The organism is Anaeromyxobacter sp. SG64, from assembly GCF_022690745.1.
In the GTDB taxonomy this organism is placed as follows: domain Bacteria; phylum Myxococcota; class Myxococcia; order Myxococcales; family Anaeromyxobacteraceae; genus Anaeromyxobacter; species Anaeromyxobacter soli.
The window spans coordinates 46,733-64,062 of record NZ_JALCZB010000010.1 but is presented as its reverse complement, the minus strand read 5'-3'; the positions used below and the strand labels follow the sequence as shown (position 1 = coordinate 64,062).

Annotated in this window: 16 protein-coding genes; 8 read left to right on the top strand and 8 right to left on the bottom strand. The window is 73.7% G+C overall.

Translation table 11 applies throughout. The features are described from left to right. Window positions 1-111: 111 nt before the first annotated feature. A complete protein-coding gene (locus MNZ29_RS05155; RefSeq protein ID WP_242337639.1) occupies window positions 112-591 on the top strand; it encodes a hemerythrin domain-containing protein in 480 nt (159 codons plus the stop codon). Window positions 592-595: 4 nt separating this feature from the next. Here MNZ29_RS05155 and MNZ29_RS05150 read toward each other — a convergent pair whose 3' ends face one another. Beyond that, a complete protein-coding gene (locus MNZ29_RS05150; RefSeq protein WP_242353440.1) occupies window positions 596-1,570 on the bottom strand; it encodes a ParB N-terminal domain-containing protein in 975 nt (324 codons plus the stop codon). Window positions 1,571-1,641: 71 nt separating this feature from the next. Here MNZ29_RS05150 and MNZ29_RS05145 point away from each other — a divergent pair, with 71 nt between their 5' ends. Next, window positions 1,642-2,637: an ATP-binding cassette domain-containing protein gene (locus MNZ29_RS05145; protein ID WP_242353438.1), complete on the top strand. Its 996-nt coding sequence runs from the start codon at window positions 1,642-1,644 to the stop codon at window positions 2,635-2,637. Between the two features lie 519 nt (window positions 2,638-3,156). Here MNZ29_RS05145 and MNZ29_RS05140 read toward each other — a convergent pair. Genes MNZ29_RS05140 through rnz form a run of 3 tightly spaced genes read right to left on the bottom strand, consistent with a single transcriptional unit; the run spans window position 3,157 to window position 6,222 of the window. Then, window positions 3,157-3,948, bottom strand: a complete 792-nt coding sequence (locus MNZ29_RS05140; protein WP_242337633.1) for a DUF5714 domain-containing protein — start codon at window positions 3,946-3,948, stop codon at window positions 3,157-3,159. A gap of 57 nt (window positions 3,949-4,005) precedes the next feature. Next, entirely contained in the window at window positions 4,006-5,265 is a 1,260-nt protein-coding gene (locus MNZ29_RS05135; protein WP_242337631.1) for a small ribosomal subunit Rsm22 family protein, read from the bottom strand. 12 nt (window positions 5,266-5,277) lie between these two features. After that, window positions 5,278-6,222, bottom strand: a complete 945-nt coding sequence (gene rnz / locus MNZ29_RS05130; RefSeq protein WP_242337629.1) for a ribonuclease Z — start codon at window positions 6,220-6,222, stop codon at window positions 5,278-5,280. A 294-nt stretch (window positions 6,223-6,516) separates the two neighbouring features. Between rnz and MNZ29_RS05125 the strand changes: the two genes are divergently transcribed. Beyond that, window positions 6,517-6,972: a DUF3592 domain-containing protein gene (locus MNZ29_RS05125; protein WP_242337627.1), complete on the top strand. Its 456-nt coding sequence runs from the start codon at window positions 6,517-6,519 to the stop codon at window positions 6,970-6,972. A 39-nt stretch (window positions 6,973-7,011) separates the two neighbouring features. On the opposite strand, the gene MNZ29_RS05120 is transcribed toward MNZ29_RS05125, so the two are convergent. Together MNZ29_RS05120 and MNZ29_RS05115 are read right to left on the bottom strand one after the other, a co-directional pair. After that, a complete protein-coding gene (locus MNZ29_RS05120; protein WP_242337625.1) occupies window positions 7,012-7,905 on the bottom strand; it encodes a hypothetical protein in 894 nt (297 codons plus the stop codon). 184 nt (window positions 7,906-8,089) lie between these two features. Next, window positions 8,090-8,785, bottom strand: coding sequence for a TetR/AcrR family transcriptional regulator C-terminal domain-containing protein (locus MNZ29_RS05115; protein WP_242337623.1), 696 nt, complete (start codon window positions 8,783-8,785; stop codon window positions 8,090-8,092). Between the two features lie 127 nt (window positions 8,786-8,912). Between MNZ29_RS05115 and MNZ29_RS05110 the strand changes: the two genes are divergently transcribed. After that, window positions 8,913-9,578: a class I SAM-dependent methyltransferase gene (locus MNZ29_RS05110; RefSeq protein ID WP_242337621.1), complete on the top strand. Its 666-nt coding sequence runs from the start codon at window positions 8,913-8,915 to the stop codon at window positions 9,576-9,578. 490 nt (window positions 9,579-10,068) lie between these two features. On the opposite strand, the gene MNZ29_RS05105 is transcribed toward MNZ29_RS05110, so the two are convergent. After that, entirely contained in the window at window positions 10,069-10,857 is a 789-nt protein-coding gene (locus tag MNZ29_RS05105) for an ABC transporter permease (protein ID WP_242337619.1), read from the bottom strand. A gap of 1 nt (window position 10,858) precedes the next feature. Further along, window positions 10,859-11,656 carry an ABC-2 family transporter protein gene (locus tag MNZ29_RS05100; protein ID WP_242337617.1) on the bottom strand — a complete coding sequence of 266 codons (798 nt, stop codon included), beginning with the start codon at window positions 11,654-11,656 and terminating at the stop codon, window positions 10,859-10,861. A gap of 264 nt (window positions 11,657-11,920) precedes the next feature. On the opposite strand from MNZ29_RS05100, the gene MNZ29_RS05095 reads away from it, so the two are divergent. The 4 genes from MNZ29_RS05095 (at window position 11,921) to MNZ29_RS05080 (ending at window position 17,311) form a co-directional block, all read left to right on the top strand. After that, window positions 11,921-12,679: a class I SAM-dependent methyltransferase gene (locus tag MNZ29_RS05095; protein ID WP_242337615.1), complete on the top strand. Its 759-nt coding sequence runs from the start codon at window positions 11,921-11,923 to the stop codon at window positions 12,677-12,679. Window positions 12,680-12,796: 117 nt separating this feature from the next. After that, window positions 12,797-13,618: a ferredoxin--NADP reductase gene (locus MNZ29_RS05090; RefSeq protein ID WP_242337613.1), complete on the top strand. Its 822-nt coding sequence runs from the start codon at window positions 12,797-12,799 to the stop codon at window positions 13,616-13,618. A gap of 217 nt (window positions 13,619-13,835) precedes the next feature. Next, window positions 13,836-16,745 carry a tetratricopeptide repeat-containing serine/threonine-protein kinase gene (locus MNZ29_RS05085; protein WP_242353436.1) on the top strand — a complete coding sequence of 970 codons (2,910 nt, stop codon included), beginning with the start codon at window positions 13,836-13,838 and terminating at the stop codon, window positions 16,743-16,745. A gap of 62 nt (window positions 16,746-16,807) precedes the next feature. Further along, window positions 16,808-17,311: an isoprenylcysteine carboxylmethyltransferase family protein gene (locus tag MNZ29_RS05080; RefSeq protein WP_242337609.1), complete on the top strand. Its 504-nt coding sequence runs from the start codon at window positions 16,808-16,810 to the stop codon at window positions 17,309-17,311. Window positions 17,312-17,330: the final 19 nt, after the last annotated feature.

Below are 17,330 nucleotides of genomic sequence, written 5' to 3'. Positions count from 1 at the left end.
TGGCGCGGAGCGTCAACGACGCCGAGGGCCTCCCCCCGGCAGGGCTCGCCCGCCCGCCCGCGGGAGGAGGGTTCTCTTGCGCGTCCCTGGCTTCTCCGACACCATCCCCACATGAAGCGGTCGCGCGCCCTGAAGCCACTCTCGAGCGAGCACCACCAGGCGCTCCTGATCTCCTTCCAGCTGAAGCAGGGGCTCGCCGGCCACGCCGAGTCTGCCGGCGCGCCGAAGGATCTGCCGGGCCTCGTCGCCCTGGCCCGCCGCTTCGAGGAGCAGATCCTCAGGCCCCACTGCCGCGCCGAGGAGGAGCTCATCGGCCAGCACCTCACCGAGGGCGACCTGCGCCGGCTGCGCGGCGAGCACGCCGAGCTGCAGCGGCTGCTCGACGCGGCCCGGGGGGCCCGCCCGGGCGAGCAGCGCGCCGAGCTCTCGGCCTTCGCGGACCTGCTCGAGCGGCACGTGCGCTGGGAGGAGCGCGACCTCTTCCCCTACGCGGAGCTGCACGTGGACGAGGCGGCGCTCGCGACGATCGGCGGCGAGCTCGAGAAGCGGCTCGTCCTCGCGCGGAGCGAGGCGAGGGCCCCGCGCCGCTGACCGGTCACTCGGCCTCCGCGGCCGCGCCGCCCGAGCGCGCCACGTCCTCCCCGCGCACCTTGCCCGGATCCATGCCGCGGGCGCGCTTCGTCATCTGCGCGAAGAGCTCGTCGAACGGCGGCGCGCCGCCCTTCATGAACCGCAGCGGGTTCACGCGCGCCACGACGAACGCCTTGAGGTAGGGCGAGTCGAAGCCGCGCTCCTTCAGGCGCGCCACCGCCTCGGCGACGGCGTCGTCGAGCTCCAGCACCGCCCGCGCGCGCCGCTCGCGCTCGGGGACGGCCTTCGAGAGCTTCTCGTCCACGAAGGCGTCCACCTTCTTGAGGATGGGCGCGTAGGCGCTGCCCGAGAGGCGCGGGCGCTCCTCGTAGGCGAAGCCGAGCGTGACGAGGCCGGCCTCCTCGAACTCGAGCGCCATCTCGCTCTCCGACGGATCGACGGACGCCGCGAGGTCGCGGTACATGCGCACGACCTCGAGCGCCTTCTCGCGCAGGTTGTGGGCCTTCTCGATGTTGAGCGCGAGGATCTGGTAGGCGACCTGCTTCTCCGGCACGACGAGCGCGAGGACGCTCCGCGCGCCGAGCTCCTTGAGCGCCGTGAGCCGGTGGCCGCCGTTCGGCGTGAGCCAGGCGTCCTTCTCGCGCACCACGATGATGGGGTCGAGGTAGCGGCGGGTCTTGTCCATCGCGACCGTGAGCTTGCGCACGTGCGCGTCGGACACGTCGCGCTGGAACGGCGTGCGCTCCACCTTGTCCACCGGAAGCGCGGCGAACAGCAGGGCGTGGCCGCCGAGCGGCTCGCGGTAGGCGGCGAGCACCGCGCCGCCGTCCCGCTCGATCTCCCCGGCGAGCTCCTCGAGCTCCGGCGGACGCTCGGCGAGGGCGAGCTGGGGCGGGGCGAGCTCGGTCGGCGTGAGCTTCACCCCCTTGCGGGCGCGCGGCCGCCCGCTCTTCGTCACCGGCCGCTTCTTCTGAGCCATGAACCCATTGTAACGGCGGGCTCGCGACGAGGGGCTTGCCCCGTCGAGGGCGCTGCCGCTAGATCCCCCGGGTGATCGACGTCCGCGGCCTCCGCAAGCACTACCAGGTCCACCGCCGCCCGCCCGGCCTCGGCGCCGCGCTGCGCTCGGTCTTCCGCCGCCGCTACGAGACGGTGCGCGCGGTGGACGGCATCGACTTCTCGGTGGGTGAAGGCGAGCGCGTCGGGTTCCTCGGCCCGAACGGCGCTGGGAAGACGACGACCCTCAAGATGCTCTCGGGCCTCCTCCACCCGACCGAGGGGGAGGTGACCGTGGCGGGGCACGTGCCGCGCCGCCGCGAGCCCGCGTTCCTGAAGCAGATCACGCTCGTCATGGGCCAGAAGCAGCAGCTCCTCTGGGACCTGCCGCCGGCCGAGACCTTCGCGATGAACCGCGCGATCTACGACATCCCGCGGGCGCAGTTCGACGAGACGCTCGAGGAGCTCGTGCGGCTCCTCGAGCTCGGCGAGCTCATCCAGAAGCCGACCCGCCAGCTCTCGCTCGGCGAGCGCATGAAGTGCGAGCTCGCCGCGGCGCTCCTCCACCGGCCGCGCGTGCTCTTCCTCGACGAGCCCACCATCGGCCTCGACGTCTCGATGCAGGCCACCGTGCGGAGCTTCGTCCGCGCCTACAACGAGCGGTTCGGCGCGAGCGTGCTCCTCACGAGCCACTACATGGAGGACGTCGTGCAGCTCTGCCCGCGGGTCATCGTCATCGACCGCGGACGGCTCATCTACGACGGCGACCTGCGCGCGCTCGCGCTCAAGGTGCGCCCCGACAAGCGCATCGTGGTGCGCTTCCGGGACCCGAACGGCGGCGCGCCGAGGGACCTCGGCCGGTTCGGCAAGGTCGTGTCGAGCGAGCCCAGCCAGGCGACGATCCAGGTCGCGGCGGAGGAGGTCTCCGGCGCGGTGGCGCGGATGCTCGGCGCGCTGGCGGTCGCCGACCTCACCGTGGAGGATCCGCCGCTCGAGGAGGTGATGTCCGAGCTCTTCCGCACCTCGCGCGAGCGAGCCGCGGGGGGGTGAGGTGAGGTTGCCCCCGCCGTAACGGCGGCGGGTCGCGAGGGCGCGCGGACCGCGAGTGTGCGGGGGTCGCAAGCGGGGGTCGCAAGCGGGCGTTGCGTCGCGAGCGCAGGGGCAGGCGGCGGAGCCTGCCCCGGAGCGAGCAGGGGGTATGGGGGAGCCGAGGAGGCCGGGCGCGTCAGCGACCCCGGCCGACGAGGTTCCCCCATCACGAAAACCCAGGCGGATGAGCCTGCCCCGGAGCGAGCAGGGGGCATGGGGGAGCCGAGGAGGCCGGGCGCGTCAGCGACCCCGGCCGACGAGGTTCCCCCATCACGAAAACCCAGGCGGCGGAGCCTGCCCCGGAGCGAGCAGGGGGTATGGGGGAGCCGAGGAGGCCGGGCGCGTCAGCGACCCCGGCCGACGAGGTTCCCCCATCACGAAAACCCAGGCGGCGGAGCCTGCCCCGGAGCGAGCAGGGGGCATGGGGGAGCCGAGGAGGCCGGGCGCGTCAGCGACCGCGGCCGACGAGGTTCCCCCATCTCAACGATGAAAAGGACAGGCCGATCCGCCGCACTGCTTGTTCACCGAGCGCCACTCGCACTCGGGCCCGCGCGCGGAGAGGTCCACGCGCAGGTGCTCGCGCGCGAACTTGACGGCAGCGAGGATCGACAGCATCGAGTCACGCTTGCAGCAGCGGGCCGCGTCGGTCGCCCCGACGACGGTGAGCGCGCGGGCGGTCATGCGGTTCGCGAGCCCGCGCTCCTTGCCCTTGAGCGGCGTCGCCTCGGTGACGATCGACACGAACGCGCCCGTCCCGACGGCCGCGCCGCAGGTGCCGAGCATGCCGCAGGAGCCGCCGAGGACGGGCGCCACCCGCCGGCGCGCCTCCGCGACGCGCTCGGCGCGCTTCTGCTTCTCGCCCTTCACGTTCGAGTAGGCGGCGACGAGCACGGCGGGCACGAGGAAGTGGTGCTCCGGGCCGTGCAGCTTCACGGCGGGGTGACGGAGCATCCGGAGCGCGAGCGCCATCGGATCGCGCTCGTCGGAGGACGCGCAGACCTTCTCGATCACGTCCATCGCCGGGGCGGAGTGGCAGGCGTCGCAGGCGAAGTGGCCCGCCTTGCAGCGCGCCGAGGAGACCTTGGCGGCGCCGCACAGCACGCAGACGAGCTCGGCCGACGCCGGCAGGTAGACGAGGTCCTCGCCGCAGACGAGGCAGCCGGTGAAGGGAGCGTCGGCGTCGGAGGTCGCCGAGGCGGCGTCGCCGCAACCAGCGTCACAGGCCGCGGAAGACGTCTCGGGCGGGGGGCTCGACCTGAACAGCTTGAACACGCGGGAAGTCCTCGATCCTGAGGGATCCTCAGCATGGAACCGCGGACGGGCGCAAGATCATCCCCCCGCCGGCCGCTCGCCCGGCGGGACGGGCCGGCCCGCCGGCGCGATGACCTTCACCGACGACGCCTCCCCGAGCGCGAGCCCGTCCCCCCGCGGCTCGGCCCCGGAGATCTCGACAACGTCGCCGCGGAGGAGCTCCCCGAAGCGGCGGTTCGCGTCGGTGACGTGCTTCTCCTGGAGCGAGAGCCCCACCCGCCCCTCCGGCCCGCACCCCATGTAGCGGAGGCGGCCCTTGGAGGCGAGCGGCTCGGAGACGATGCGGAAAACGCGCCCGGGGGGCGGCTCGGCCCAGGCCTCGCCCTTCGGCGCGAGGACGAGGTAGCTCATCTTCACCGCCTCCTTGCGGAGGCCGGCGGCCTTGCCGAGCTGCGCGACGATGGGCGGCGGCTCGATGGGCCGCTCGGCGTGACACCAGTCGGTCTCGCGCACCAGCGCGGGGCACGCGCCGCGGAAGAGGCAGGGGGCGCGGACGGTGTAGCCGCGCGCGACGAGCAGGTCGCGGACGCGGAGGAGCGCGCGCGAGGTGTCGCGGAGCGCGGGCTCGAAGACCACGAGCGAGCCGCCCGCCGCGACGAGCGCGAGCGCCTCCTCGAGGAGGTCCGCCCGCCGCGCGTCGGCCTCCGGCCCGGGGAAGAGCTCGTTCACGACGTGACCCATCGTGACGAGGTCGAACCTGCGGCCGCCGGCGAGCTCCGCGAGCGGCCGGTTGCGGGTGGGGTTCCACTCCCGCGTGGCGATCGGCTCGCCCGCCGCGGCGGCGAGCGCGCGGGCCGCGCCGAGCGCGCGCGCGGAGCGATCCGCGGCGACCACCTCGGCGGCGCCGGCGTCGAGCGCCGCGAAGGCGACGGGCGCGGGGCCGCTGCCGAGATCGAGCGCCGTGTGGGGGCGGCGCGGCAGCTCGGAGAGGATGCCGCGCGCCTGGAGGTAGGAGATTGGCCAGTAGAAGAGCAGGTACGCGCCGAGGAGCCGCCCCTCGTCCATGTAGCGCGCGCCCGCGAGCTCGCGCTCGCGGGTCAGCCCCCTCGACAGCCGGGCGACCGCGGCGCCCACCTCGCGCAGCTCGTCCGGCGCGAGCAGCTCGGGGGAGCCGCCGCGAACGCCACGGGGAGGGCCGCCGCGGGGCGGGTGACCGCCGTGGCGGCCGCGCTGGCCGTGCGGGCCGCCGGACCGGGAGGGCGCGTCGCGGCCCTCGCGCCACACGCGGACGAGGTGCGGGACCCAGCGGGCGAGATCTTCGGCGGGCGTGCGCGGCACGGGCCCGCGGTTCTAACCCGGAGCGGGCGCGCGGGCCAGATCGTCCGGGAGCGGCACCTCGATCGTCATCCCGTCGCTCGCGACCGAGAGCGGCCCCTGCCACTCCGCGCGCGCCTCGTCGACGAGCGGCTGCCACTCGCGATCGTAGCGGGTGGAGAGGTGCGTGAGCACGAGCTCGCGCACGCCGGCCTCGCGCGCGACGCGCGCCGCCTCGCGCGCGGTCGAGTGCATCGTCTCCTCGGCGCGCGCCTGCTCCGGAGCGCCGAAGGTACAGTCGTGCACGAGCAGATCCGCGCCGCGCGCCGCCGCGATGGTCCCCGCGCACGGGCGGGTGTCGCCGGTCACCGCCACCGCCCGGCCCCGGCGACGCGGCTCGACCACCTCCTCCGGCCGGACGACCCGGCCGTCGGCGAGCGTCACTGCCTCGCCGCGCTGGAGCGCGCCGTAGAGCGGGCCCATCGGCACGCCGAGCGCGGCCGCCTTCTCCGGGTGGAAGCGCCCCGGCCGCTCGTCCTCGACGAGCGCCCAGCCGACCGAGGGGATCCGGTGCTCCGTCGCGAACGCGCGCATGACGCAGCCCTCGCGGCGGATCTCGGTGCCCGGCGCGACCTCGTGGATGCGGACGTCGAAGGCGAGCCGCTCGGTCCCCGTGAAGAGCATCACGTCGAGGAGCCGCTTCGCCGGCCGCGGGCCGTACACGTCCATGGGCGTCGTGCGGCCCTGCATCGAGAGCGTGCGCAGGAAGCCGATGGCGCCGAGGTAGTGGTCGGCGTGGAAATGCGTGAAGAAGATGGCGTCCACGTCGAAGCCGGTGCCGAAGCGGATCATCTGCCGCTGCGTCCCCTCCCCGCAGTCGACGAGGAACAGCTCCCGGTCGCGCCGCACCGCGAGGCCGGTGAGGTTCCGGTGGATGGTCGGCTGGGCGGCCGAGGTGCCGAGGAAGGTGAGGCGCAGCATCGGGCGGGAATGTAACGGAAGGCGGGGCGCGGAGGGGCTCCGGTCGGCGGATGGCCGGAAGGGGTGGTGGCGAGGGCGGCGGCGTTGGCCCAGACCGAGAGTTCCGCCTGGCGGCCTTCCCGTCCGCGGCGCGGGCTCTGGTTACGGACCGAACGGGCCGTTTAATGCCGGGTCCGACCGTGCCGTGCCCGACCGGGAGTTCCGGCTGACGGTCACAACGGCCGCGGCGCGGACCGACAGAGGAAGGTTGGCTTCGTCGTTGCGGCGAGCAGCCGAACGGCGAAGGATGGGCCGATGCCGAAGTGGTTTGCCCTCGCCCTCTGCAGCGCCGGCGCGCTCATGCTGGCCATGGCGGTCCGCCAGTCAAGCCGCGGGAGGGAGTCGCGCCACTGGACGCGCACGCTGGGACGCGTCGTCGAGTCGCGAGTGGAGCTCCTGAACGAGGCTGACGAGCAGCGCTCGAGACGGTGGGGGTTCGTGATTCGCTACGCGTATGAGGCTCGGGGACGCGCGCAGGGATCGAGGCAGATCTGGATCGGCTCGGCCGGCGTGGCGTACGAAGACGAGGAGCGTGCGCTCGAGTGGGTGGAGCGGTTCCCCAAAGGCGCCGAGGTCACGGTCTGGTTCGACCCGGCCGCTCCGTCGCAGGCGGTGCTCGTACCGGGTGTCCCTGGAGCGCAGGTGGCCCTGCTCGTCCTCGCCGGGCTGGCGCTCGTGGGAATCGGCATCTTCTTGCTCTCGCGCGCATGAGGGTGTTGGGCGGCTCCGATGCGCTCGCCCGCGATATGGCTAAGTGAAGCCGACGCAGGGCACGCCGTGAGCTACCCGCATCAAGTACGTGCCGCATGGGAAGATGATGCCGGTGTCCCCTGCGCGTCTCGAAGCCAATGCCGACCGGTAGGAGCGCACGAACTCCGCGAGCCGCCCAAGCGTCTCGATGCGCTTCCACTTGTCGCGTGAGGCGACGCGCGGGCGCAGATTGCGCCGCGCCTCACCGGACGTGGGCCGCCCTGTCGGCTTCTGTGCCAGGACGCGGGCGATTCCAAGGAAGCCGCCGCGAGACTGTCCCTCTCGTACGGCCTGCTCTTCCCTCTCGGCGAGTGCCGACTCGAGCTTGCGCCTGAAATCGTCGGCCGAGGCAAAGCCCGGGGGCGCGGTCAGCTGTAAGGCGGCAGTATCGGGAAAGGCGCCCTTGGGATCGAAGAAGTGCTTGGGTCGTTGAACCACGATGGCGTCCCCGCCGATCAACTCGGGAGCAGACCACAGCCCCGGCCACAACCGACCGGAGCGGACGAGACGCGCGGCGACGGGGTTCGCGAGGACGTAGGCGGCCTTGTCGATGACGTCAGTCGGCGAGACGAGCCTCACGGCGCTGTAGCTGTTGGGATCCCAGAAGGCTTCCCAGCGCCCGAGGGAGGCGTTCACGGCGCGAGCAACCAGGGCATCCAGGAACTGATGAAACGCCGGAAGGCGCGCGTCAGGGTCCGTCACGACGAGATGGAAGTGGTTCGACATGACGCAGAAGGCGTGGACGTCGATGCCGTACCGACGGGCAGCGACGGCGAGGAGAAACAGAAACACGCCGTTCAAACACTTGGAGGGCCGGAGCAGGAACTGCCGGTGCGCGCAGCGTCGAGTTACGAGATAGGTGGTCCCTCTGAGAACTTGTCGCGGAACGGTCATGCGACGGGTGTGAGCAGGGAGTGTGCCCGCCACTCTGCGCAAATCCATTGGAACTTCATAAGCGACACCGTCCGACCGGCGGCCCCACGGTGCGGAGCGCGGAACTCTCGGTGCGGGCTCGCGCGGTGCGGCTCGGCGACGCGCGCGGTGCGGCTCGGAGCGCTGCGCGGGCGCCGACGAGCGGTCAGTCGCGGCCGCGGGCGACGCGCTCCAGGCCTCGCACGAGGACCTCGAGCCCGAACTGGAAGAGGCCGTCGGGGTCGTCCTCCGCCAGGTGGTCCGCCAGCGCGACGAGGAGCGGGAACTCCTCTCGGGGCAGCGCTCTGAACTGCTTGCGCGCCTCGCCGAGCATCTTCCGACGTGTGACGCCCATCGCCGCCGCGGCGGCCTCGTAGCGCGCCTCGTCCGCCGCGAACTCGGTTACGAAGTTGTTGAGATGGTAGGCAGCGCGCGCGGCGTCCCGGTCGGACAGGCCGGACGACCGCAGGACGCGCAGCACTGCCTCGATGTGGCGAAGCCGCCGCGGCCCGATCGGCGGGGTGCTCGCGAGCACCCGGGCCGCGTCCCGATGAGCGAGCAGGCCCCGGCGGTTGACCCGCGCCATCTCCGTGAGCTGGTCGCGCCATGAGCCCGTCGGGGCAATCTCCGGGATCTCCCCCGCGATCTCGTCCGCGACGAGCACGAGCAGCTCGTCCTTGTCGCGAACGTGCCGGTAGAGCGAGGCGGCCTTGACGCCGAGCTTCTCGGCCAGGCGGCGCATGGTGAGCTCATCCAGCCCGACCTCGTCGAGGAGGTCGAGGGCCGCCCGGACGACCTGCGCCCGGTCGAGCGGCTTGCGTCGGGGAGGGCCCCTGTGGTCGCGGTACGGAACGAAGCTCACCCTCACCTCCCTGGCGCCGATCCTACGCGCCACCCCCTTGATCCGACAACGCTGGTCGCATTACGTTAACGTCGTTAGCTTGTAGCGACCGTTGTTAGCTGGGCGTTGGCCCGAGGGAGAATGCGACATGACGGCACGAGCGAAGGCGTACAAGGGTGTTGCGATGGAGGGGCTCATCGCGAGCTGGTACACGCGGAACACGGGGCGTGACAGGAGACGCTTCGTGACCGCCGCGAATGCGGTCGCTGCCCGCGTGGCGCCAGGTGGGCGCGTGCTGGAGGTCGCCCCTGGGCCCGGGTACCTCGCAATCGAGCTCGCGAAACGCGGCTACGCGGTCACCGGACTCGACATCAGCCGGTCCTTCGTGCGGATCGCCGGTGAGAACGCGGCGCGGGCGGGGGTCTCGATCGAGTTCCGCCACGGCAACGCGGCCGAGCTTCCCTTCCCGGAGGCGTCGTTCGACTTCGCGGTGTGCATGGCCGCCTTCAAGAACTTTGCGGACCCCGTCGGCGCGCTCGACGAGCTTCACCGCGTCCTGCGGCCGGGCGGGCGGGCGTCGATCTTCGACCTGCGGAGGGATGCGCCCCTCGACGCCATCGATGCGGAGGTGCGAGCGATGAACCTGACGCGCCTCGACGCCTTCGTCACGCGCTGGACCTTCCGACACATGCTGCTGAAGAGCGCCTACTCGCGTGAGGATCTCGAGCAGATGTCGGCCCGGAGCCGGTTCGGAGGCTGCGAGATCGCCGCAAGCGGCGTCGGGTTCGAGCTGCGGCTCACGAAGTCGGCGTGAGGTACGTCCGGAGCTCTCCGTGGGGCGTGGGGCGGGGGAGACGCGTTCGACGGACGGGCGTTTGCCTCTCGCTCGGCTGGGCTCACGCGGACGCCGCGCCGGGGCGGAATCATGGACGCGCTGGACGAGCCGCGGAACTCTCGGACCGCTACGCGAGCTCGCTCCGACGTTCGGTCCCATGGCGCGTCCAGCGGACGAATCGCGGACGGATCGGACGAACAGCGGAACTCTCGGTCGGGCGCGGGCTCGGACCGCTACGCGAGCCCGCACTGACGTTCCGGGCTCGGACCGCTACGCGAGCCCGCACTGACGTTCGGTCCCATGGCGCGTCCAGCGGACGAATCGCGGACGGATCGGACGAACAGCGGAACTCTCGGTCGGGCGCGGGCGCGGTCGGGCGCGGGCGCCGGGCGCGGAAATCGTGGAGCGGATCGGGAAGGTCGGCTCGGTCCGGGTGATCGGGCGGGGCCGGACGGGGCGCGGCGCCGGCCTACGACGACGCCGACGTGTAGTGCCCGATCGAGCGCAGCCAGACGAGCCTCGCGAAGGCCGAGAACGCGAGCGCACCGAGGAGGACGAACACCCCCTGGGAGAACGCGAGTGTGCCGAGGAGCGCGCGCGCCGGGTACGTCGTCATGAGCGCGAGCGGGATGACGACGGTGAAGACGACGCGCAGGGCGCCGCGGAAGACGTCCGCGGGCCAGCGGGCGGCGTCGAAGATGGAGAGGAGCAGGAACGAGAGGTTGTCCACCTTCACCACGAAGAACGCCGACGAGACGACCAGGATCCAGAGCGCGTAGAGGATGAGCGTGGCGCAGAGGAGCAGGACGAGCGAGGCGAGGACCGCGCCGGGCGACGGCCAGCGACCCATCCGGTGGAACGCCACGGCGAAGACGGCGAGCCCGCCCACGACGTCGAGCGCGCGCCACGGCGCGAACTTCCCGGTGGAGACGAGGAACTGCGCGTCGGCGGGCTTGAGCAGCACGAAGTCGAGCGTTCCCTTGCGGATGTGCTCGACGACGGAGGCGAGCGACGGGTTCACCGCCCCCTCGAGCACGCCCTTCATCACCGTGAACCAGCCGATGACGACGAGCGCCTCCTCGAAGGACCAGCCCGCGATCGAGGAGCGCCGTCCGTAGACGACCAGGATCGGGACGAGCGACCAGGAGGTCCAGAAGAGCGCGAGCCCGCCCTGGACGAGGAAGTCGACCCGGTACTGCATCGCCACCGCGATGGAGGCGCGGAGCTGGATCGCGAGGAGCGTGAGGTAGCGGCGCACCCTACCCTCCGAACGCCGCGAAGCGGCGGAGCCCTGCGCGCCAGGTGACCCGCGCCGCGAGCGCGAGCACCGCCACGTAGGTCCACTGGACCGCGAGCTCGCGGAGCGCGGTCGCCCGCGGGGTCATGCCGATGACCATCTCGACCGGGAAGGAGAGCATGAAGCGGAACGGCAGGAGCTTCGCGGTGACCTCCAGCCAGCGGGGGAAGAGCTCGAGCGGGATGAGGTAGCCGGAGAACACGCCGTACAGGCCGAGCCACAGCTCGAACACCGACGAGGACGAGTCGATCGCGAAGGCGAGCGCGCCGATGACGGCCATGGCGAGGAACGTGATGAGCCAGGCGCCGATCACGGTCACGGGGAAGAGCGCGAGGAGCAGCGGGTCGTGGGTGAAGCGGCCGGGGCCGAGGGTCGCGAGCGCGACCGCGATGATGGGGAGCGAGGCGACGAGGCGGATCGGCATCGCGCCGACGTTGGAGCAGGCGTAGGAGACGAGCGGATGGATGGGTCGGAGCAGCCGGAACGCCAGCGTCCCCTGGCGGATCTCGAAGTTCACCTCCCAGATGACCCACGCCCCGGCGTTGAGCCGCACGACGAGGGCCGCGAGGTAATAGGCGCCGAACTCCGCCTGCCCGAAGCGCCCGATCGGCGCCTCGCGCGCGACCGCGCTCATCAGGGCGAGCATCACGAGCGGCATCGTGGTGGAGAGGAGCCACACGAACATCTCGGCCCGGTAAGCGACCGACTCGGCGAAGCCGACGCGGAGCAGCGTGGGGATGGCGCGGAGGGTGCGGCTCACGGGCGTACGGTAACGCGGATCGGCCGCCTGCGCCCGGGCGAGCGGCGCGGCCCTACCCGGCCACCACGCCGCCCGCAGATGGCCGCCTCGTCGGCGCCGAGTAGCCGGCCCTCCCGGAGCCGCACCTGAAGCGAACACGCGTCCCGGATCGGGCACGGCCGGGACCGCCGCTTCAGTCCCGGGATGGCCGGACCGGGCCGAGCGCCCGCCACGTCGCGGAGCCCGAGGGAGCGCGCGCGAGCCGGCCGGCGTAGGATCCACGCCGTGAGCGATCACGATCGCGAGCTCTCCCGCGCCTTCGACGGCCAGGCCGAGCGGTTCGAGCTTGCCCCCGCGCAGCGCGACCCCGCGGCGCTCCAAGGGCTCGTCGCCTTCGCGGCGCTCCCGCCCGGCGCACGGCTCGTCGACGCGGGGTGCGGGCCCGGGCTCGTCGCGGAGGCGTTCCTCGCCGCGGGGAGCTCCGTGCATGGCGTGGATCTCTCGCCGGAGATGGTGCGGCGCGCGCGACGCCGCTGCGACCGGTTCGGCGCGCGCGCGCGCTTCGAGGAAGGCTCGGTGCTCGACCTCCGCGCCGGCCCGTTCGACGCCGCGATCTCGCGCCTCGTCATCCACCACGTCGAGGACCCCCTCGCGTTCGTGCGCGCGCAGGCTGCGCTCGTCGCGCCGGGGGGCGTCGTGGTCGCCTGCGATCACACGGCCGATCCCGACCCGGAGCGCGCCCGCTGGCACCAGGCGATCGAGCGCGCACGGGACCGGACCCACGTCCGGAGCCTGTCCGCGGGGGAGCTCGTGGACGTGCTCGCGCGCGCCGGGCTCGGCGGGCTGCGCCTCCTCGAGGAGCCGTTCGAGCTCGACTTCGACGAGTGGTTCGACCGCGGCACGCCCACGCTGCCGAAGGACGAGGTCCGGCGCCGCGTCCTCGCCGGGCACGCGCGCGGGTTCGAGCCGGTGCCGCGCGACGACGGCGGCATCACCCTGCGCTGCGCCCGCGCCCTCGTCCGCGGCGTGCGGCCCCGGGGCTGACGCGTCGACCGCGCGGTACGAGCCCCCCGGGGACGTCTGGGCGCACGCGCGGGGCGCTCCGCGGGGCGGCCTTCCGGGGTGAGGCACGGCGGCGTGGGGCCGGCTACACGTCTCCGGGTGGGAAAGCTCGAGGTCAACGCCATCCTCACCCGCCGCATCGAGGTCGCTCCGGGCCTCGTCATCTTGCGCGTCGTCCCGGACGGCTGGACGTACCCTGAGTTCCGCCCCGGCCAGTTCGCGGTGCTGGGCCTCCCCGCGCGCGCCCCGCGCGTCGCGCTCTCCGATCCGGAGCCGCCGGACGAGCAGTCGGAGCCGGACCGCATGATCCGGCGGGCCTACTCCATCGCGTCGTCGTCGCTCGAGCGCGGCGAGCTCGAGCTCTACGTGACGCTCGTCCGCTCGGGCGAGCTCACGCCGCGGCTCTTCGCGCTCTCGCCCGGCGACCGGCTATGGCTCGGCCCGAAGCCCGCGGGCATGTTCACGCTCCGAGACGTGCCGCCGGAGCGCGACGTCGTGCTCGTCGGGACCGGCACGGGGCTCGCTCCTTACATGAGCATGCTCCGCACCGAGCTCGCCTGCGGCGGGCCGCAGCGCTTCGCCGTGCTGGCCGGCGCGCGGCACTCGTGGGATCTCGGCTACTCCGCCGAGCTCATCACCCTGGCGAGGCTCTGCCCGAACTTCACCTACCTGCCTACGGTGAGCCGCCCGGACGCCGAGCCGGCGCCGTGGGGCGGCGCGACGGGCTACGTGCAGGCGCTCTGGACCGACGGCGCCCTCGCGCGAGCCTGGGGCGCGCGGCCGACGCCGGCCGACACGCACGTCTTCCTGTGCGGAAATCCTGCGATGATCGACGACATGACGCTGCTCCTCGAGCGGGAGGGCTTCCGCGAGCACGCGCCGCGTCAGCCGGGAGAGGTGCACGTGGAGCGGTACTGGTAGCCGAGCAGGCGGATCCGCCGGGGCCGCGGCCCGCCGCCCACGGCGAGGCGCGGGCGGGCGCGCGGGCGCTCCCTCCCATGAGAGACTCCGGTGCGGCGCCCGCGGCGCCGAGTAACTGTAGGAACGTCTGCTGTCCGGAGCTCTCGTGGCGCGTGAACGAGGTCAGCCGAGCGCGGGTGACGGCCCCGCCGGCGTGGCGCCGGCCGCTGGAGGCGGCGTGTCGGCGCTGCTCGGGGAGCTGGCGCGCGCGCCGGAGGTGCAGCTCGGCTCCGCCTGGGAGCACGTGCTCGGGCCGGGTGCCGTCGTGGGCCGCTTCGAGCTCCTGCGCGAGATCGGGCGCGGGGGCTTCGGGATCGTGTACGAGGCCCGCGACCGCGAGCTCGGCCGCTCGGTGGCGTTCAAGGCGATCCGGGCGGGAGACCGGGCGGCGCTGCAAGAGGACCGGCTGCTGCGCGAGGCCGAGGCCGCGGCGCGGCTCTCGCACCCGAACATCGTCACCCTCTTCGACGCCGGCCGCTGCGAGCACGGCCCCTACCTCGTGCTCGAGCTGCTCCGCGGCGAGACGCTCGCGGACCGCCTCACCGGCGAGCCCCTCGCGACCGGCGAGGCGCTGCGGATCGGCTCCGCCGTCGCGCACGCGCTCGCGCACGCCCACGCAGCGGGCGTCGTGCACCGGGACCTCTCCCCCGGCAACGTCTTCGTCTGCGGCGACGGGCGCGTGAAGGTGCTCGACTTCGGGCTCGCGCACGCGTTCGGGCGGCGGCGGATCAGCGGCGGCACCCCCGGGTACATGGCGCCGGAGCAGTGGCGCGGGGCGCCCGAGGACGAGCGGACGGACGTGTACGCGCTCGGGGTCCTCGTCTACCGGATGGTTGCGGGGACGCTCCCGTTCCCCGACGACGCGGAAGGGAGCGCGACCGCGAGCCCCAGGCCCGCGCCGGCCCTCCACGTCCCGGACGCGCCCGCGCTCGGCGCCCTCCTGGCGCGGATGCTCGCGAAGGACCCGGTCGACCGGCCCCGCGACGGCGCGGAGGTCGCGGCGGCGCTGGACGCGCTCCGCACCGGGCCCGAGCGGACGCCCGGGGCGCCCCCAGCGCCCGCGCGCCGTCGCCGCCCTGCCCGCGCACGGTGGCTCGCGGCGGCGGCCGCCCTCCTCGCGCTCGCGGTGGGCGGAGGGGTCGTCGCCCTGCGGGGGTCCGGAGCGACGGCGCCTCCCGCCGCGGGGCAGGGCGCGACGCGCGTCACCGTCGCGGTCGCAGACTTCGAGAACCTCACCGGGGAGCCGGAGCTGGCGGGCCTCTCGGGGATGCTCATCACCTCGCTCGAGCAATCGCGGCGGCTGTCGGTCCTGACGCGAGTCCGGATGCTCGACATCCTGCGCCAGCTCGGGCGCGAGAAGGTGACCGGGGTGGACGAGGCGCTCGGCCGCGAGGTGGCGCGCAGCGCGGGGGCCCGCGCGCTGGTGCTCGCTTCCATCCGGCGCTTCGACGCGCTCTACGCCATCGAGCTGAAGGCGCTCGACCCCCACACGAGCGAGTACCTCTTCACGCTCCAGGAGACGGGCCAGGGGAAGGCGAGCGTCCCCGGGATGATCGACCGGCTCTCCGAGGAGACGCGCCAGCGGCTGCGGGAGAGCCCGGCGGAGGTGAGCGCCTCGCGCGTCGATCTGGCGTCCGCGACGACGGGCAGCTTCGAGGCGTACGCGCACTACTTCCGCGGCGAGCAGGCGCAGGACGCGACGCGTTACCAGGAGGCGCTGCAGGAGTACCGGGCCGCCCTGGGCGTCGACCCGGACTTCGCGCTGGCGTCCTACCGGATCGCGTACCTGGGCGAGTTCACCGGGCTCGACGCGGCGGCGCGGCGCGCCGCCATCGACGCCGCGGTGCGGGGCGCGAGCCGCGTCCCCGAGAAGGAGCGGCTGCTCATCGAGGCCTGGAAGGCGCACGTGGACGGGGACGAGGAGCAGGCCCACGACCTGTACGCGCGCGCCGTCGCCGCCTACCCGCAGGACAAGGAGGTCCTCTACCTGGCCGGGGATCTCTACTTCCACGACGGAGACTCGTCGCAGGCGCTGGCGCTGTTCGAGCGCGCGCTCGAGCTCGACCCAATCTGGGAGCCGGCGCTCATGCACGTCACCGATGCGCTCGCCAGGCTCGGCCGCATCGACGAGATGCTCACCCGCAGTCGCAGCTGGGTCGAGAAGGCGCCGGGGGGAGCGTCGTATCGCGCGCTCGCGCGCGCCGAGATGTCGTCCGGGCGCTTCGAGGAGGGGGAACGTGACGCCCGTCGCGCCTTCGAGCTCGACGGGAACATCTTCTCCCGCATCACCCTCGCCGAGGCGCTGGATCTCTCGGAGCGTCACGGCGAGTCCGAGGCGCTCGTGCGCCCCGTCGCCGAGCGCGCGGAGGCCTCGCCGGATCGCGCCAAGGCCGCCGCCGCGCTCGCCAGCTCCCTCGCGTACCAGGGCCGGCGGCGCGAGGCGTTCGAGGTGATCGACCGGTTCGCGGCCCACGCCACCTCGCCGAGCGAGCCGACCCTGCGGCTGCTGCACCTCCTCGGCGAGGAGCCCCAGGACGCTGCGCGCGAGGAGGCCCGGCGGCTCGCCGCCTCCGGGTGGCGATGGGAGGGGCTCCCCTCCGTCCTCGCGCTCACCGGCGACCTGCAGGCGGCCCGCGCGCAGGCGCGAGCGCTGCCGCCCGGACCGTCGCGCGCGCTGTACGAGGGCGCCGCGGCCTGGCGCGGCGGCGATCCGGAGCGAGCGCGGGCGCTGCTGCGCCCCCTCCTCCTCTCCCCGGGTCGCGGCGGAGACCTCGCGATCGGCGCGACGTGGATCGCGGCGAGCGTCGCGCTCGAGTCCCACCACGACGAGGAGGCGATCGGGGAGCTGCGCGCGCTGCGACAGCGGCCGGGTGGCCCGGCGCGCAGCTGGATGTACCCGCGGAGCTTCTACCTCGAGGCGGTGGCTCTCGACCGGCTCGGCCAGCGCACGAGCGCGCGGGAGTGTCTCGATCACCTCCTCGCGCTGCTGCACGGCGCGGATGGCGACCTGCCTCTGCTCGCCCAGGCGAAGGCGCTGCGGCGGCGGCTCGCAGCGGACGCGCGCCCCGCGAGCTCCGCGCGCAGGTGAGGACGTCGCCGCGTGACGGCGCGGACGGCTTCCCGGCCTTCCGTCGGAGAGGGGGAGAGACGATGTTCGCGCGCGCGGTGCTCGCGTTCCTGGCGATGCCGGCGGTGGTCGGCGTCGCGATCCCGCTCTGGATCGCGCACAGGGACGGCGCGCGCGGCTCCGATCACTCCGCCGGCCTCCTGCTCGCCTTCGCCGGGCTCGCCGGCCTGCTCTGGTGCGTGCGGGACTTCTACACCATCGGCAAGGGCACGCTCGCGCCGTGGTCGCCTCCGACGAAGCTCGTCGTGGTCGGGATGTACCGGTTCGCGCGGAACCCCATGTACCTCTCGGTGCTCACACTGGTGACGGGGATCGCCGCGTGGAGGGGCTCGCCCTCGACCCTCGCCTACGCCTTCGTCCTGGCGCTCGTCTTCCACGTGCGCGTCGTCCTCGGAGAGGAGCCGGTCCTCGCGCGCAGCTTCCCCGCCGAGTGGCCCGTCTACGCCCGCGCGGTGCCGCGCTGGCTCCCGCGCCTGTCCCCATGGCGCGGCCCCGGCTCCGAGGAGGGGCCTCGCCGGCCCGCGTGAGCGCCGTTCGGAGGGGTCA

Coding starts and splice junctions, on each gene's coding strand:
- rnz (WP_242337629.1), bottom strand. CDS start 6,222: ATGCTGCGCCTCACCTTCCTCGGCACCTCGGCCGCCCAGCCGACCATC.
- MNZ29_RS05110 (WP_242337621.1), top strand. CDS start 8,913: ATGACGGCACGAGCGAAGGCGTACAAGGGTGTTGCGATGGAGGGGCTC.
- MNZ29_RS05125 (WP_242337627.1), top strand. CDS start 6,517: ATGCCGAAGTGGTTTGCCCTCGCCCTCTGCAGCGCCGGCGCGCTCATG.
- MNZ29_RS05120 (WP_242337625.1), bottom strand. CDS start 7,905: ATGACCGTTCCGCGACAAGTTCTCAGAGGGACCACCTATCTCGTAACT.
- MNZ29_RS05150 (WP_242353440.1), bottom strand. CDS start 1,570: ATGGCTCAGAAGAAGCGGCCGGTGACGAAGAGCGGGCGGCCGCGCGCC.
- MNZ29_RS05155 (WP_242337639.1), top strand. CDS start 112: ATGAAGCGGTCGCGCGCCCTGAAGCCACTCTCGAGCGAGCACCACCAG.
- MNZ29_RS05080 (WP_242337609.1), top strand. CDS start 16,808: ATGTTCGCGCGCGCGGTGCTCGCGTTCCTGGCGATGCCGGCGGTGGTC.